We start from the raw sequence: 16,233 nt of genomic DNA on the forward strand, positions 1-16,233 counted from the left end.
GCGTTGCCTGAGGGTGCGGATACCATTTATGACAGTTTTGTGACACTGACATAATGCTGCAGGCCCGACCGACATGATGAGCATATTCCGAAAGCTGATGCCCCGCGAAGACAGGTTCTTCGATCTGTTCGCCGAACATTCGCGGCTGGTGGTGGAGGCGGCCGGCGCGCTCGGCGACCTGCTCAACGGCATCGCGCTGGACGAGAACTGCGCGCGCATCGTCGCGCTGGAGGACAAGGCGGATGCGATCACGCGCGACGTGCTGCTTGCCGTGCGCCGCAGCTTCATCACGCCGTTCGATCGCAGCGACATCCAGGATCTGATCCAGTCGATGGATGATGCCATCGACATGATGCACAAGACGGTGAAAACCATCCGCCTGTTCGAGCAGACGGAATTCGATCCCGTGATGCGGGAGATGGGCGGCGAGATCGTCAAGGCGGCAAACCTCATCGCCCAGGCCATTCCGCTGCTCGACAAGGTCGGCGCCAATGCGCAGCGTCTGAGCGTCATCGCCGAGGATGTCACGCGGGTCGAGGGCCGCTCCGACGAGCTGCACGAACAGGGGCTCAAGGATCTGTTCCGCCGTCATGGCGCTTCGGGCAATGCGATGGCCTACATGATCGGCGCCGAGATCTATGGCGAGCTGGAGAAGGTGGTCGACCGGTTCGAGGACGTTGCCAATGAAATCAGCGGCATCGTGATCGAGAACGTCTGATGGACGCTTCGCTGGCTTTTCCGCTGCTGGTCGGCCTCATCGCGATCGCCCTGTTCTTCGATTTCCTCAACGGGCTTCACGATGCGGCCAATTCGATCGCCACCATCGTATCGACGCGCGTGCTGCGGCCGCAATATGCCGTCCTCTGGGCCGCGTTCTTCAATTTCATCGCCTTCCTGTTCTTCGGCCTGCATGTCGCGGAAACGCTCGGCACCGGCATCATCGATCCCGGCATCGTCTCGCCGCTCGTCATCTTCGCCGCGCTGATGGGCGCCATCGTCTGGAACATCGTCACCTGGATCTTCGGCATTCCCTCCAGCTCCTCGCATGCGCTGGTCGGCGGGCTGGTCGGTGCCGGGTTGAGCAAGGTCGGCTTCTCGTCGATCGTCTGGAGCGGTCTCGGCAAGACGGTGGGCGCCATCTTCCTGTCGCCGGCCATCGGGTTCTTTCTCGCCCTGGTCCTGGTTCTCGCCGTGTCCTGGGTTTTCGTGCGCCAGACGCCCTTTGCCGTCGATCGCACGTTTCGCGTCATGCAGTTCATCTCCGCCTCGCTCTATTCGCTCGGCCATGGCGGCAACGATGCGCAGAAGACGATGGGCATCATCGCCGTGCTGCTGTTCAGCCAGGGCTATCTCGGATCGAGCTTCTACGTGCCGTTCTGGGTGGTCATCACCTGCCAATCGGCCATGGCGCTCGGCACGCTGCTCGGCGGCTGGCGCATCGTCCATACCATGGGCTCGAAGATCACGCGGCTGAACCCGATGCAGGGTTTCTGCGCGGAAACGGGTGGCGCGCTGACGCTGTTCGGCGCAACCTGGCTCGGCATTCCCGTCTCCACCACCCACACCATCACCGGCGCGATCATCGGTGTCGGCGCCGCGCGGCGCGTCTCGGCCGTCCGCTGGGGCCTGGCCGGCAACATCGTCATCGCCTGGGTCGTCACCATGCCGGCGGCAGCGCTCATCTCGGCGGCATTCTACGGGCTGGGCGTGCTGCTTTCCTGAAAGCCTGGCCTGAAAGCCTGGCCTGAAAGCCTGGCCTGAAAGCCTGGCCTGAAAGCCTGGACGATCGGCCGCGCGGCTGGAAACGTCGGTCAACGAGCTACCCCGTCGCCCGGGGCCCCTCAGCATCGATGCCGATCTGGTCGCGGCCCCGCATCTTGGCGGCATAAAGCGCCAGATCGGCACGCCTGTAGAGATCGGCCGGATCGTCGCCTGCCCGTGCGCCGGCAAGTCCGGCCGAGAAGGTGTAGCGAAAACTCGCCTGTTCGCGCACCGGGCGGGACTGGCGCACCTCGGTCAACATGCGGGACAGGATGGCCTCCGCTTCCCAGGTCGTCGTGTTCGGCAGAACCAGCACGAATTCCTCACCTCCGACGCGGCCGAGCACGTCCGTCTTGCGCACGAGCCGCTGGATCGTCGCAGCGAAATTCTTCAGCACGGCGTCGCCGATGCTGTGGCCGAAGCGATCGTTGATATATTTGAAATTGTCGATATCGAGGACGGCGATACAGCCGACCGACGCGATCTGTCCGGTGGGCGCCGGAGGCGCGGCCGACGTCGTCTTCACGAGCGCATCGAGCTTCGACATCACGAATCGCCGGCTGGCGATGCCGGTCAGGTCATCGGTTTCCGACGCCTTGATCGCCATGTCGCGGGCCTGGCGCAACTCGCGCTCGTCCGGCCTGAGCGACGTGATGTCGGATGCGACGCAGAGCATCCACCCGTCGGCATGCATGGTCTCCGTCATCCAGAGCCAGCGGCCGTCGTGAAGATCGGTCTCGAAGGCGCGGAAGCCGGTCTTGCCGCGTCGCCCCGTCACCGAGCGCAGCCAGGCCTCGAAATCCTCCGCCGCGATGACGGTGCCGCGGCGCGCCGCGAAATTCCGTCGCATCAGATCGGGCCAGAGCGGGTGCTCCTCTTCCGCGATATGCCAGGCGGCCCGAAAGGCGGCATTGGCAAAGCGCAGACGATCGTCCTGATCATAGACGGCGACCATGACGTCGGTGCCATCCATGAGATGCGCCAGATGCAGCATTGCTTCATTATCGACCAAGGCTTCCGTTCCTCACCGAGGGGTAACCCTCTGATTACAGCGCGCGCATGAACAAAGGATCAAGCACGAATGTGCAATCCGAACGGAGATTGTCGTTCACATCACGGTGCGCAAAACAAGGGTGTGCCTGCAGGCCCGGGTTTTCGCGACGCTGACAGGCTGGCCTTAACCAACCTTGCTTGCCGCTGGAACTATCCACAGCATCCCCGGTTGCGGAGGATCGGCGAGCGGCCGAAGCAGATCGGGGAGCCCGTGTGCGCATGCCAAGATACTACTTTCAGATCGTCGAGCGGAACGCCGTGCTGGACGATCTCGACGGTGCGGACGTCGCCTCGCTCGCGGAAGCGCGGCGCGAAGCGGAGCGTGCGATCCGGGAGATCGCGGCGGAACATCTGAAGATCGAACGCAAGCTCGAACTGACATCGATCCAGATCCGGGACGAGGCCGGGGACGTCGTCGCCTCCGTTACCTATGACGAGGCCATGGACGATATTTTGCCGTAGCCCGAGGGAACCTCGACCGGCAAAACGGATTGTTCCCGCCAAGCGCGCAGCGTCCGTACGGTACTTGACCAATCGCCGCATGCCTTTGCAAACCGGCAGGCACTCTTGGATAATGCCGATCTCGCATAACGCGCTGACATCTTTTATTTTTCCAGAGACCCTACCATCTCCATGAAGAACGGCCTTCTCGCTTCCCTGTCTCCGCCCGATCTCGACATCATGCTCGGCCAACTCGAAGAGATCGATCTGGCGCAGGGGCAAATCCTCTATCAGCCTTTCGAAAAGATCTCGTATGCCTACTTCTTTCTCGGTGGCCTCTCCTCCGAGGTGATCCGGGATTCCAGCGGACAGCGGGTGGAAATCGGCTGCGTCGGGCGGGAGGGGCTTTCGGGCCTGCCGCTTCTGCTCGGCATCGGCGAAGCACCCCACCAGGCCTTCATGCAGATCGGCGGGCCGGCGCTGCGCATCAGCGCGGAGGGGCTCGACCGCGTGCTCAGGGAGCATCCCTCGATCCGCAGCGTGCTGATGAAGTTCGTGCATATCTTCATGATGCAGGTTGCTTCTACGGCGCTGGCGGATGCCCGCTACACGATCAACGCGCGGCTGGCGCGCTGGATTCTCATGGCCCATGACCGCGCCGGCGACGACGACCTGTCGCTCACACATGATTTTCTGGCGCTGATGCTCGGCGTGCGCCGCCCGAGCGTAACCACGGCGCTGCATATCCTGGAGGGGGACAATCTGATCCGCTCCAGCCGCGGCACCGTGACCGTGCGCGACCGCCCGGGTCTGGAACGGCTCGCGGGCGGCTCCTACGGCTTTGCGGAGGCCGAATACAAGCGCGTCATCGGATGACGAAGCGCCCGTCCATGCCTCAGTGCGCAGTCGCCATGGGCGCGAATGCCGGCTGCCCGAGCGCCATCGATCCCGGCGCGGGCTGGGCGAGCGCTTCGAAGCTTGGACGCGCGAAGAAATAGCCCTGCATCAGCCGCACGCCGAGATCTTCGAGCGCGCGCGCCTCGCCTGCCGTCTCGATGCCCTCGCAAAGCGGGGTGACGCCCAGATCGTGCAGCATGGCCACGGTATGGCGAACGATGGTCCGGCGGACCGCGTCGGTGTCGATATTGCGGATCAGGTCCATATCGAGCTTGGCGATGTCGGGCTGAAATTTCGCCAGCAGCGCCAGACCCGCATGTCCCGCGCCGAAATCGTCGATCGCCGTGCGAAAGCCCATCTCGCGATAGGTGTTCAGGATGTTGAGGATATGCGCCGTGTCCAGGATCTCGCTTTCGGTGAATTCGAAAATGATGTTCTTCGGCGAGAATTTCGTTCGCGCAGCGGCCGCCAGCGTCAGGCGAATGCAGGCGCGCGGCTCGTAGACGGCATTGGGCAGGAAGTTGATCGACAGGCCGACATCGCTCTGCGTGCCGTAAAGCCGGGAGGCGAGTTCGATCGCCTTCACCCGGCACTGCTGATCGAAGGCATACCGGTTCTGGGTATCGACGGCGGAGAGAACGGTGCCGGCGCCCTCGCCGGCCAGACCGCGGACCAGCGCTTCGTGGGCAAACGTTGTCTTCGTCGCGACATCGACGATCGGCTGGAACGCCATGGAAAACGGTATGTGGAAATCCGCGCCGTCGCGACATCCCTGGCAGGTTGATGGCATTGAACTTCCCCAACTCTCGTTGGGCCCGATAAAACGCTACCGATGTGAACGCCGTCTTAAGGTGCGCGTCTTGAGTGTGCCGATCACGCTCTCCGTACGGTTGCAGACCAAGGGTCGGCACGGAATCGACGGAGGTGCGGGAACAGCATCCGCCTCTGGCGTGTTGACGCTTCAGAATCGATAAAGGAAAACGCAATGGCAGACCATCGGGCACCGGCTTTCAGAAGGATGATGACCTTCGTCATCACGCTCCTCCTTGCCGGCGCCGTGCTCGCCGGCGTCTACCTGTTCGTGTCGAGCCCCGGCGAGGTGCGGGATCCGTCGCCGGCGGGAACCACCCAACAGACGCCCTGACCGGCGTTCACTGCTCAGACGATACCGCCACCTCCGGCGCGCGCTGCCGGCCGTTCAGCGCCGATCCTCTGGCGATAGCCGCTCTTGCGGTAGGCGGCGATCGGGTCGATCGCCCCGCCTTGACGACGGCGCGCTTCAGCGAGGATCGCCTCCACATCCGTGCGAAACGCGCGCTTCAGCGTGTCCGACGCCATCAAGGCGTCGTTTTCGTCCTGATATCCGTCCAGGGCCGCGCGATCGACGAGGAGGGCCTGCGCATAGGCGCGGCGGATCTCGTTGGCACTGGAGATCAGGCTCTCGATCGGATCGGTGACATTGTGCGACTGGTCGATCATGTGCGCCGGGTCGAAGTCGCGGATGCCGTGATGCTCAGCGTCCACGAGTTCGTTGAACACCAGAAAGAGGCGATAGGGATCGACCGAGCCTGCGTCCAGATCGTCGTCGCCATATTTCGAATCGTTGAAATGGAAGCCACCGAGCTTGCCGAACTGGGTAAGCCGGGCAACAATCATCTCGATATTGACGTTCGGCGCATGGTGCCCGAGATCGACCAGGCACTGGGCCTTCGGGCCGAGCGTGGAGGCGATGAGGTAGCTCGTGCCCCAGTCCTGCACGACCGTCGAATAGAAGGCCGGCTCGTACATCTTGTGTTCTGAGAACAGGCGCCAGTCGTCCGGCAGAGCCGCATAGATATCGCCCATCGAGGCGAGGTATCGCTCGAAGCTGCGGGTAAAATGGCTCTGGCCGGGGAAGTTCGAGCCATCGCCGACCCAGACCGTCAGCGCCTTCGAGCCGATGGCGCGGCCGATCTCGATGCATTCGAGATTGTGCTCGACCGCCTGCGACCGCGTTCCCGCATCGGCATGGCTGAGCGAGCCGAACTTGTAGGATAGCGCCTGGCCTTCCGCGTCGGAGAAGGTGTTGGAGTTCATGGCATCGAAATGCAGTCCGTAGCCCTCCGCTGCCGCGAGCAAGTCGGCCGGATCGGCCTTGTCCCAGGGGATATGCAGGGAAACGCCGGGGGTCGCGCGCGTCAACTCGTTGATGACGGCGCAATCGGCCAGCTTGTCGAAGATGCCGCGCGGCTCGCCGATGCCCGGAAACCGGGCAAAGCGCGTGCCGCCGGTGCCCACGCCCCAGGAGGGGACGGCGACATGAAAGGCCGACACCTTCTGCGTCACGGCCTCGATGTCGATGCCCCGGCGCGACAGATGCTCGCCGAGCGCCTGATAATCCGCAGCCTGCGCCGCGGCACGGCTTTCGTTATGCCCGGCGATCAGGTCGGGCGCGATACGGTGATCGGTCATGATGGTCTCCTCCTCCCTTGGTCCTGATACGCTCTAGCGCGGAAAGCTCTGCGCGTTGCCGCCATCGACATTGATGATGTTGCCGGTCGATTTGGCCGACAGGTCGGAGGCGAGGAAGTAGATGGCTTCGGCGACGTCCTCGGGCAGGATGTTGACCTTCAGCATGGAGCGCTTGCGATAATGCTCCTCGAGATCGCTGACCTCGATCTTGGACGAGGCCGCGCGCTGCTCGCGCCACTCGCCGTCCCAGATCTTGGAACCGCGCAGCACCGCATCCGGATTGACCGTGTTGACGCGAATGCCGCCTTCGGCCCCTTCGAGCGCAAGGCACCGCGCGAGATGGATCTCGGCAGCCTTCGCCGTGCAATAGGCCGAGGCATTCGGCGAGGAGGCGAGACCGTTCTTGGAGGCGACGAAGACGACGTTGCCGCCGAGCTTCTGGCGACGGAACAGGCGGAAGGCCTCGCGCGAGACGAGGAAGTAACCGGTCGCGAGAATGTCGATATTGCGGTTCCACATGGCGAGATCGGTCTCTTCGACCGGGGCGGAGGACGCGATGCCGGCATTGGAGACGAGGATATCGATGCCGCCGAACTCCACGAGACCGCGCGTGAACGCTTCGGCCACCTGATGTTCGTCGGTGACGTCGAGCTTGACGCTGCGCACGGCGTCGGCACCGTAGCGCTTGGCGAAATCGGCCTGCGCGCCGTCGAGCGCGGTCTGGTCGATATCGGCGAGCACGACGCAGGCGCCTTCCGCGATCAGGCGCGTGGCCGTGGCGCGACCGATGCCGCCGGCACCGCCGGTGACGAAGGCGACGCGGCCGGCCAGGCTTTTCGGCTTCGGCATGCGCTGGAGCTTGGCCTCCTCGAGCAGCCAGTATTCGATGTCGAAGGCTTCCTGTTCCGGCAGGCCCTGATAGTCCGACACGGTGGAGGCGCCGCGCATGACGTTGATGGCATTGACGTAGAATTCGGCTGCGATCCGGGCCGTTGCCTTGTCGCGGGCAAAGGACAGCATGCCGACGCCGGGAATGAGGAAGATCACCGGGTTCGGATCGCGCATGGCCGGCGAATTGTCGTGGCGGCAGGTCTCGTAATAGCGGGCGTAATCGGCCCGATAGGCCTCGAGCGCCGCATCGAGATGGTCAACCACCGCATCGATACCACCTTCGGCTTTTGCATCGAAATCGAGAATCAGCGGGCGGATCTTGGTGCGCAGGAAATGATCCGGGCAGGAAGTGCCGAGCGCGCCGAGACGCTTCAGGTCGGCCGAATTGACGAATTCCAGCACGGCCGTCTGATCGTCGAAATGACCGAGCTTCCTTTCCTCGCGGCCGATGCGACCGCGGATCTCCGGCATGAGCCGCGCAGCGATGGCACGGCGGCGGGTCTCATCGAGGCTGGTCGTGACCGCGCCGCCGAAGACGGTCTTGCCCTCGGTCTTGGTTGCGAACCAGTCGATCGCGCGGTTGATGATGTCGAGCGTCAGCTCGTAGCAGGCTTTCGCGTCGTCGGCCCAGGTGAAGAGGCCGTGGCTTTCGAGCACGACGCCCTTGGCATTCGGGTTTTCGGCAACGAAGGCCGCGAGATCGAGCCCGAGCTGGAAGCCCGGACGACGCCAGGGAAGCCAGCCGATTTCGTCGCCGAAGACGTCCTTCGTCAGGTCGCGCGAGTTTTTCGACGCCGCGATGGCGATGATCGCGTCGGGGTGCATGTGATCGACATGGGCGAAGGGCACGAAACCGTGCAGCGGCGTATCGATGGAGGCCGCGCGCGGGTTGAGCGCAAAGGTGCAGTGCGGCAGGAAGCCGACCATGCGGTCTTCATCGGCAATGCCGGTGTAAAGGTTTTTCAGCGCTTCCAGCTTGTCGAGATAGAGCGTCGCAAAGCCGTCGAGCTTGATCGTGCCGACATCGCCGCCCGAACCCTTGACCCAGAGGACGCGCACCGGCTCCCCCGTCAGCGGATCGGCTTCGGTCACCTTGGCCGACGTGTTGCCGCCGCCGTAATTGGTGATGCGCTTGTCGGCGCCCAAAAGGTTCGAGCGATAAAGAAGCTTGCCCGGCTCATCGAGATCCTTGGCAACGGTGTCATCCCAACGGCTTTCGAGACGGTGGCTCTGTTCCGACATGTCATCCTCCCATGTGATCGGAACCCCTGCGTTGGACGCAGGTCGGCCCCGTGTTGACGACGATATCGCGCAGGAGACGCTGCCATGTCAATCATATTCGATCATAAATGTTCATTGTGCAGCGCAATATAGAAAATTCTGATCGTTATTGATTGACAGCCTCTGCGGAATTCGCATAACTCGCTGTCGAGGAGACATCCATGCACGAACGCGAACGCCATCGCATCATCTTGAGCGCCGTCCAGGAAAAACCTGTGGTGACGGTGCAGGATATTGCGGAATTGACGGACGCGTCGGAGGCGACGATCCGCCGCGACATCGCCTCGCTGCATGTGCAGGGAAAGCTGCGCCGGGTTCGCGGCGGTGCGGAAGCCGTGCACCCGCCGCAGATCGGCAATCTTGCGGCGCGACCCTTCAGGGTTTCCGAATCGATCAATTCCGATAAAAAGCGCGCAATCGCCCGCATGGCCGTCGATCTCTGCGAAGAGGGCGACGCCGTGATCATCAACGGGGGCACGACGACCTTCCAGATGGTGCACTTCATGGCGGCCCGCCGGCTGCAGGTCATGACCAACTCGTTTGCGATCGCCGAACATCTCGTCAAGCATTCCAAATGCACGGTGACGGTGCCGGGCGGCACGATCTATCGCGACCAGAGCCTGATCCTGTCGCCGTTCGAAAACGATGCCATCCGGAATTTCTCGGCGCGCCGCATGTTCGTGGGCGCGCAAGGGGCGAGCGCCCTCGGCATCATGGAGTCCGACGCTCTGGTGATCCAGAGCGAGCAGCGACTGATGCGACAGGCCGACGAGCTGGTCGTGATGATCGACTCGGGCAAGTTCGCGCGGCGCTCCAGCCTCATTCTCTGCCCGCTCGAAAACGTTTCCACCATCATTACCGACAGCGCCGTGTCTGAGGAGGCCGTGCGCATGGTGGAGGCCGCGGGGGTGAAGCTCGTCACGGTTCCCGTGACGGCGTCGGATACGAAGGATCATACCGCATCGGTCGCATGAGCGGCCGGGCTTATCGTCAACTGGGAGGAAGACAGCATGAAACTCGCACAAAAGCTTGCCATCGGGGTGGTGTTCGCCATGGCCGCATTCGGCTCTGCCGCACATGCCGCCGAGGTCAAGATCGGCCTCGTCGTGAAATCGCTCGGCAACGGCTTCTTCGAGGCCGCCAACAAGGGCGCGCAGGAAGCGGCCAAAGAACTCGGCGATGTCGAGATCATCTATACCGGCCCGACCAGCACCACGGCCGAAGGCCAGATCGAGGTGATCAATGCGCTGATCGCCCAGGGCGTCAACGCCATCGCCATTTCCGCAAATGACCCCGACGCCGTCGTCCCGGCGCTGAAGAAGGCCGCACAGCGCGGCATCAAGGTCATTTCCTGGGATTCGGGCGTGGCACCCGAAGGCCGCATCCTGCAGCTCAACCCGTCCTCCAACGCGCTGATCGGCAAGATGTGCCTGCAGCTCGCCAAGGACCATCTGGAAGGCGGCAAGGGCGACTTCGCCATCCTCTCGGCCACGACGACATCCACGAACCAGAACATCTGGATCGAGGAAATGAAGAAGCAGCTGAAGGACTTCCCCGGCCTCAACCTCGTCACCACCGTCTATGGCGACGACCTTTCGGACAAGAGCTACCGCGAAGCGCAAGGCCTGATGACCTCCAATCCGAACGTCAAGGTCATCGTCGCCCCGACCACGGTCGGCGTTCTCGCGGCCTCGCAAGCCGTCAAGGATGCGGGCAAGATCGGCCAGGTCTATGTGACCGGTCTCGGCCTTCCCTCCGAAATGGCCGGCGCCATCAAGTCCGGCGCGACGAAGGAATTCGCGATCTGGAACCCGATCGATCTCGGCTACTCCGCCGCCCAGATCGCCTATCACCTCGTCAAGGGCGACACGGACGGTGCGCCGGGCTCGGAAATCGAAGCCGGCCGCATGGGCAAGATCAAGGTCGGCGAGAACGGCGAAGCCGCCATGGCCGACCCCTTCGTCTACAATGCCGGAAACATCGACCAGTTCTCCAAGGTATTCTGAGCGAGGCCTTCTGGCCCGCAAGGATGCCAGGATGACGTGACCAGACAATCCGGCGGCGCCCAAGGGTGCCGCCGGTCCTCTCTTTCCGACCGGACATGGACATGATGGCCCTTCAACACCCCGTCGCCGAGGATCGCTTGGCCGTGCCCGCCATTCTGGAAATGCGCGGCATTTCGCAGATCTTTCCGGGCGTCAAGGCGCTCGACGGCGTCGATATCGCGCTTTATCCGGGCACCGTGACCGCTCTCATCGGCGAGAACGGCGCCGGCAAGTCGACGCTGGTGAAGATCCTGACCGGCATCTACCGCCCGAGCGAGGGCGAGATCCGGATCGACGGCGCGCCCGTCACCTTTTCCGACGCGCAGGCCGCCATCGACGCCGGCGTGACCGCCATCCACCAGGAAACCGTGCTCTTCGACGAGCTGACGGTGGCCGAAAACATCTTTCTCGGCCATGCGCCGCGCACGCGGTTCGGAACCATCGACTGGACGCGCATGAACGGGCGGGCGCGCGATCTCCTGCGCTCGCTCGAAAGCACGATCGAGCCGACGATCCGGCTGAAGGACCTGTCGATCGCGCAGCGCCATCTGGTCGCGATCTCGCGCGCGCTGTCGATCGAGGCGCGCATCGTCATCATGGACGAGCCGACGGCAGCACTCTCCCGCAAGGAGATCGACGATCTCTTCCGGATCGTGCGCGACCTGAAACGCCAGGGCAAAGCCATCCTCTTCATCAGCCACAAGTTCGACGAGGTCTACGAGATCGCCGAGAACTACGTGGTCTTCCGCGACGGCAAGGCGGTGGGACATGGCGCGCTGGCAGCGACGGCGCAGGACGACATCGTCCGCCTGATGGTCGGCCGCACCGTGGCCGACGCCTTTCCGAAGGTCGCGGTGGCACCCGGCGCGCCGGTGCTCGACGTCTCCGGCTACTGCCATCCGACCGAGTTCCACGATATCTCCTTCACGCTTCACCGCGGCGAGATCCTCGGCATCTACGGGCTCATCGGCGCCGGGCGCTCGGAACTCTGCCAGTCGCTGTTCGGCATCACGGCGCCGGCGAGCGGCACGGTGCAGATCGAGGGCCGGCCGGTGACGATCCGCTCGCCGCGCGACGCGATCCGGGCCGGCATCGTCTATGTGCCGGAGGAGCGCGGCCGCCACGGGCTGGCGCTGCCCATGCCGATCTTCCAGAACATGACGCTGCCCTCGCTCGGTCGGACGTCGCGCGCCGGCTTCCTGCGGCTGGCCGACGAGTTCGCGCTCGCCCGCAAATATGCCGAGCGGCTGGACCTGCGCGCCGCCGCCCTCTCCGTGCCGGTCGGTACGCTGTCGGGCGGCAACCAGCAGAAGGTGGTCATCGGCAAATGGCTCGCGACGCAGCCGAAGGTGATCATTCTCGACGAGCCGACCAAGGGCATCGACATCGGCTCCAAGGCCGCCGTTCACGCCTTCATCAGCGAGCTTGCCGCCGAAGGCCTGTCGATCGTGATGATCTCGTCGGAACTGCCGGAGATTCTCGGCATGTCGGACCGGGTGATGGTGATGAAGGAAGGCCTGTCGGCCGGCATCCATGCGCGTGCCGGGCTGACGCCGGAAATTCTGGTCCGCGCCGCCACCGGCAACGCGTGAGGAGTACACCATGACCCTTCTGAAGAAACGCGAAACCCTGCTCTTCCTCATCATCGCCCTGATGGTGATCGCCTTTTCCACGCGCGCGCCCGGCTTCGGGAACCCCCGCAATCTCGCCGTCATCTTCAACGACACCGCCATCCTGATCATCCTGGCGCTGGCGCAGATGACGGTCGTTCTGACGAAGTCGATCGACCTTTCGGTTGCCGCCAACCTCGCCTTTAGCGGCATGGCGGTGGCGATGCTGAACGCGGCGGTGCCCGGCCTGCCGCTCGTTCTTCTGATCCTGCTGGCCATCGGCATCGGGGCCGCCCTCGGCGCCATCAACGGCTTTCTCGTCTGGCGGCTCGAAATGCCGCCGATCGTGGTGACGCTGGGCACGCTGACCATCTATCGCGGCATGGCCTTCGTTCTCTCGGGCGGCGCCTGGGTGAATGCGCACCAGATGACGCCGGAGTTTCTCAACGTGCCCCGGCTGGCGGTCGCCGGGCTTCCGGTCCTCTCCTGGGTCGCGGTGCTCGTCGTCGTGCTGGTCTATCTGATGGCGCGCTACACGCCCTTCGGCCGCTCGGCCTATGCGGCGGGCGGCAATCCCGTGGCCGCCGTCTATGCCGGGATCGATGTGGGCTATACTCGGTTCCTCGCCTTCACGCTGTCGGGCGCGCTTGCCGGTCTCAGCGGCTATCTCTGGGTGTCGCGCTATGCGGTCGCCTATGTCGACATCGCCATCGGCTTCGAGCTCGACAGCGTCGCGGCCTGCGTCATCGGCGGAATCTCGATCGCGGGCGGCGTCGGCAGCGTCATCGGCACCGTGCTCGGCGCCCTGTTCCTCGGCGTCATCAAGAACGCGCTTCCGGTCATCGGCATCTCGCCCTTCACCCAGATGGCGATCTCCGGCTCGGTCATCATTCTCGCCGTCGTGTTCAACGCCCGGCGCGAGCGCAACCGCGGGCGCATCATCCTGCGCAACCGGGCCGCGGAAGACGGCGGCCCCGACACGATCAACAAGGCGGCCCTGGCATGAGCGCGATCCCCTCGACATCTCCCCAGCCCGAACCGTCGCAGCCCGCACGCCGCGCCATTCCCGACCGGCTGGGCACGCCGCTTCGCCGGCTGCTCGCCAGCTGGGAAGTGCTGCTTCTCGGCGTGGCGGTCGCGATCTTCGTGTTCAATTCGCTGGCCTCGCCCTATTTTCTCGATGCCTGGAACCTCTCGGACGCCACCTTCAACTTCACCGAAAAGGCGATGATCGCCTTTGCCATGGCGCTGCTGGTGATCGCCGGCGAGATCGACCTTTCGGTCGCCGCCATCATCGCGCTCGCCTCGACCGCCATGGGCGCGGCAGCCCAAGCAGGCGTCGGCGCGGCAGGGCTGGTCGCCATCGGCGTCTGTGTCGGTCTTGCCTGCGGCACCGTCAACGGCGTGCTCGTTTCCGGCATGAAGCTGCCCTCCATCGTCGTGACCATCGGCACGATGAGCCTGTTTCGCGGCCTCTCCTATATCGTGCTCGGCGACAAGGCCTATGGCGGCTACCCCGCCGACTTCGCCTTCTTCGGGCAGGGCTATGTCGTCTGGGTGTTTTCGTTCGAGTTCGTGCTGTTCCTCGTGCTGGCCGGCCTCTTCGCCGTGCTCCTGCATGCGACGAATTTCGGGCGGCAGGTCAAGGTGATCGGCAACAACGAGTTCGCCGCGCGCTTTTCCGGCATTCCGGTCGAGCGGATCAAGTTCATCCTGTTCCTGCTCACCGGCCTGATGAGCGGCATCGCCGCCGTCTGCCTCACCTCCCGCCTCGGTTCCACCCGGCCGTCGATCGCGCAGGGATGGGAGCTGGAGGTCGTGACCATGGTGGTGCTCGGCGGCGTCTCCATTCTCGGCGGCTCCGGCACGATCGGCGGCGTCGTCATCGCCGCCTTCGTCATGGGCCTCGTCACCTTCGGGCTCGGGCTGCTCAACGTGCCGGGCATCGTCATGTCGATCTTTATCGGCCTGCTCCTCATCATCACCATCGCGCTGCCGATCCTGGCGCGCCGCATCAAGGCGAGGTCCTGATGACGCCCGACATGACCCTCGAACGCCACGCCTTCGTCATGAAGCTGCATGCGGGCCAGGAGGCGGAATATCGCCGCCGCCACGACGCGATCTGGCCTGAACTGAGCGCGCTGCTCGCGCAGGCCGGGGTTCGCGACTATTCGATCTTTCTCGACCCGGAGACTCTGACGCTGTTCGGCGTGCTCTCGCGCGCCCGCGACCACCAGATGGCCGCCCTGCCCGAGCACCCGGTGATGAAGCGCTGGTGGGCGCATATGGCCGATATCATGCAGACACATCCCGACAATGCGCCGGTGTCGCGCGACCTGATCCCCGTCTTTCATCTGCCGGAACAGCCATGACCCGCAGGACCGATCGGGCGCCGGGCCGGGTCGCCGTCTTCGACGTCGGCAAGACCAATGCCAAGCTCGTCGTCTACGATACGTCCAGCGGTCGCGAACTCGTATCCCACCGGATGGCGAACCGCGTGATCGGGACGGGCCCCTATCCCCATTACGATACGGATGCGCTCTGGGCGTTCCTCCTCGCATCGCTCGAGGCGGTGGCGGAGACGCCGGGGTTCGATGCGATCTCCGTCACGACCCATGGTGCAGCCGCCGCCCTTCTCGATGCGCAGGGCGCGCTGGCGATGCCCGTGCTCGACTACGAGCATGATTATCCTCCGGAGATCCGGGCCGCCTATGACGACCTCCGCCCGGACTTCATCGAAACCTTTTCTCCGAGACTGGCCATGGGGCTCAACCTCGGCGCCCAGCTGCATTATCAGAAGACCGCGTTTCCTGCGGAATTCGCGCGGGTCCGCACCATCGTCACCTATGCGCAATACTGGTCCGGCCGGCTCAGCGGCTGCTTTGCGACGGAGGTGACGTCGCTCGGATGCCATACGGATCTCTGGAACCCGGCTCTTTCGCAGTTTTCGAGCTTGGTCGAGACGCTCGACCTCTCCGGGCTCATGGCGCCGGTACGATCCGGCTTCGACGTGCTGGGGCCGCTTCTTCCACAGCTTGCTATGGACATCGGGCTCGACGCGGGCCGGGATGTCCCGGTCCATTGCGGCATCCACGATAGCAACGCCTCGCTGCTGCCGCATCTGATGGTGCGCGAGGCGCCCTTCTCGGTCGTCTCCACCGGTACATGGGTCGTCTCCTTCGGCGTCGGCGGCGATCTCGGACAACTCGATCCCGCACGCGACACGCTTGCCAATGTCGATGCCTTCGGCCGCGCGGTTCCATCGGCACGGTTCATGGGCGGGCGGGAATACGAAATGCTGACGGCCGGACGGGAGACCCTGCAGGCCGGAACCGGCGATGCATCGTCACCCTTGGCGGTAATGACGCGCGGCATGATGCTTCTGCCATCGGTGGTGACCGGCTGCGGCCCCTTCCCGGCGATGACGGCGGAATGGGTCTCGGCGGAAGGCGCAACGGATGACGAGCGCCAGGCGGCGATCTGCCTCTATCTCGCGCTGATGACGCAGGAGAGCCTGCGGCTTCTCGATGCCGGCGGGCCGATCCTGGTCGAAGGACCGTTTGCGAAGAACGGCCTTTATCTCAGCGCACTCTCCGCCTTTTCCGGCCGGCAGGTGCTGGCGCTGGAGGGCTCGACGGGAACGAGCCTCGGTGCTGCCCTGCTTGCGGGAAAGGCGGCGCCTGTCGCATCCGCATCCGCCGAGGCGGTGACGCCGCTTGGTCCGTGGGACGAAATCGAGACCTACCGGAAACTCTGGTCCGCGCGGATCGCGGCCCGATAAATCACCATTGGGTTTGCGCAGC

The 16,233-nt window shown here is 64.3% G+C and carries 16 protein-coding genes; 12 read left to right on the forward strand and 4 right to left on the reverse strand.

The genetic code is table 11. From position 1 onward, the window contains the following. Nucleotides 1-73: 73 nt before the first annotated feature. Both ASG39_RS13850 and ASG39_RS13855 read left to right on the forward strand, forming a co-directional pair. Entirely contained in the window at nucleotides 74-718 is a 645-nt protein-coding gene (locus tag ASG39_RS13850; protein ID WP_062595512.1) for a DUF47 domain-containing protein, read from the forward strand. Further along, nucleotides 718-1,722: an inorganic phosphate transporter gene (locus ASG39_RS13855; RefSeq protein WP_062595513.1), complete on the forward strand. Its 1,005-nt coding sequence runs from the start codon at nucleotides 718-720 to the stop codon at nucleotides 1,720-1,722. Before ASG39_RS13850 ends, ASG39_RS13855 begins: the two co-directional genes overlap by 1 nt. A gap of 97 nt (nucleotides 1,723-1,819) precedes the next feature. Here ASG39_RS13855 and ASG39_RS13860 read toward each other — a convergent pair whose 3' ends face one another. Beyond that, nucleotides 1,820-2,755, reverse strand: coding sequence for a GGDEF domain-containing protein (locus ASG39_RS13860; RefSeq protein ID WP_062595514.1), 936 nt, complete (start codon nucleotides 2,753-2,755; stop codon nucleotides 1,820-1,822). Between the two features lie 278 nt (nucleotides 2,756-3,033). On the opposite strand from ASG39_RS13860, the gene ASG39_RS13865 reads away from it, so the two are divergent. Continuing rightward, the gene (locus ASG39_RS13865) at nucleotides 3,034-3,276 is read left to right on the forward strand and encodes a hypothetical protein (RefSeq protein WP_062595515.1); all 243 of its coding nucleotides are present in this window, start codon (nucleotides 3,034-3,036) and stop codon (nucleotides 3,274-3,276) included. Nucleotides 3,277-3,447: 171 nt separating this feature from the next. Beyond that, nucleotides 3,448-4,131, forward strand: coding sequence for a Crp/Fnr family transcriptional regulator (locus ASG39_RS13870; protein WP_062595516.1), 684 nt, complete (start codon nucleotides 3,448-3,450; stop codon nucleotides 4,129-4,131). Between the two features lie 19 nt (nucleotides 4,132-4,150). Here ASG39_RS13870 and ASG39_RS13875 read toward each other — a convergent pair whose 3' ends face one another. Further along, on the reverse strand, nucleotides 4,151-4,942 hold the full coding sequence (locus tag ASG39_RS13875; protein ID WP_062595517.1) for an EAL domain-containing protein: 792 nt from the start codon (nucleotides 4,940-4,942) through the stop codon (nucleotides 4,151-4,153). 195 nt (nucleotides 4,943-5,137) lie between these two features. Between ASG39_RS13875 and ASG39_RS23910 the strand changes: the two genes are divergently transcribed. Next, nucleotides 5,138-5,296: a hypothetical protein gene (locus ASG39_RS23910; RefSeq protein ID WP_156468144.1), complete on the forward strand. Its 159-nt coding sequence runs from the start codon at nucleotides 5,138-5,140 to the stop codon at nucleotides 5,294-5,296. Between the two features lie 14 nt (nucleotides 5,297-5,310). On the opposite strand, the gene rhaI is transcribed toward ASG39_RS23910, so the two are convergent. Together rhaI and ASG39_RS13885 are read right to left on the reverse strand one after the other, a co-directional pair. After that, the gene (rhaI, locus tag ASG39_RS13880) at nucleotides 5,311-6,603 is read right to left on the reverse strand and encodes an L-rhamnose catabolism isomerase (RefSeq protein ID WP_062595518.1); all 1,293 of its coding nucleotides are present in this window, start codon (nucleotides 6,601-6,603) and stop codon (nucleotides 5,311-5,313) included. A 33-nt stretch (nucleotides 6,604-6,636) separates the two neighbouring features. Beyond that, nucleotides 6,637-8,736: a bifunctional rhamnulose-1-phosphate aldolase/short-chain dehydrogenase gene (locus tag ASG39_RS13885; RefSeq protein ID WP_062595519.1), complete on the reverse strand. Its 2,100-nt coding sequence runs from the start codon at nucleotides 8,734-8,736 to the stop codon at nucleotides 6,637-6,639. Nucleotides 8,737-8,936: 200 nt separating this feature from the next. Here ASG39_RS13885 and ASG39_RS13890 point away from each other — a divergent pair, with 200 nt between their 5' ends. From ASG39_RS13890 to ASG39_RS13920, 7 genes are all read left to right on the forward strand, one after another. Beyond that, nucleotides 8,937-9,749 carry a DeoR/GlpR family DNA-binding transcription regulator gene (locus ASG39_RS13890; protein WP_062595520.1) on the forward strand — a complete coding sequence of 271 codons (813 nt, stop codon included), beginning with the start codon at nucleotides 8,937-8,939 and terminating at the stop codon, nucleotides 9,747-9,749. A 36-nt stretch (nucleotides 9,750-9,785) separates the two neighbouring features. Then, nucleotides 9,786-10,781, forward strand: a complete 996-nt coding sequence (rhaS, locus tag ASG39_RS13895) for a rhamnose ABC transporter substrate-binding protein (RefSeq protein ID WP_062595521.1) — start codon at nucleotides 9,786-9,788, stop codon at nucleotides 10,779-10,781. Nucleotides 10,782-10,882: 101 nt separating this feature from the next. Beyond that, nucleotides 10,883-12,412, forward strand: a complete 1,530-nt coding sequence (locus tag ASG39_RS13900) for a sugar ABC transporter ATP-binding protein (protein WP_244481228.1) — start codon at nucleotides 10,883-10,885, stop codon at nucleotides 12,410-12,412. A gap of 10 nt (nucleotides 12,413-12,422) precedes the next feature. After that, nucleotides 12,423-13,436 carry an ABC transporter permease gene (locus tag ASG39_RS13905; RefSeq protein ID WP_062595523.1) on the forward strand — a complete coding sequence of 338 codons (1,014 nt, stop codon included), beginning with the start codon at nucleotides 12,423-12,425 and terminating at the stop codon, nucleotides 13,434-13,436. Further along, nucleotides 13,433-14,461, forward strand: a complete 1,029-nt coding sequence (locus tag ASG39_RS13910; RefSeq protein WP_062595524.1) for an ABC transporter permease — start codon at nucleotides 13,433-13,435, stop codon at nucleotides 14,459-14,461. The genes ASG39_RS13905 and ASG39_RS13910 overlap by 4 nt, the downstream gene beginning before the upstream one ends. A gap of 11 nt (nucleotides 14,462-14,472) precedes the next feature. Next, entirely contained in the window at nucleotides 14,473-14,802 is a 330-nt protein-coding gene (gene rhaM, locus ASG39_RS13915) for an L-rhamnose mutarotase (RefSeq protein WP_156468145.1), read from the forward strand. Beyond that, complete coding sequence (locus tag ASG39_RS13920; protein WP_062595526.1) at nucleotides 14,799-16,211, forward strand: FGGY-family carbohydrate kinase; 1,413 nt, start codon at nucleotides 14,799-14,801, stop codon at nucleotides 16,209-16,211. Before rhaM ends, ASG39_RS13920 begins: the two co-directional genes overlap by 4 nt. Nucleotides 16,212-16,233 lie beyond the last annotated feature (22 nt).

Source organism: Rhizobium sp. Leaf371, from assembly GCF_001424045.1.
GTDB lineage: Bacteria > Pseudomonadota > Alphaproteobacteria > Rhizobiales > Rhizobiaceae > Ferranicluibacter.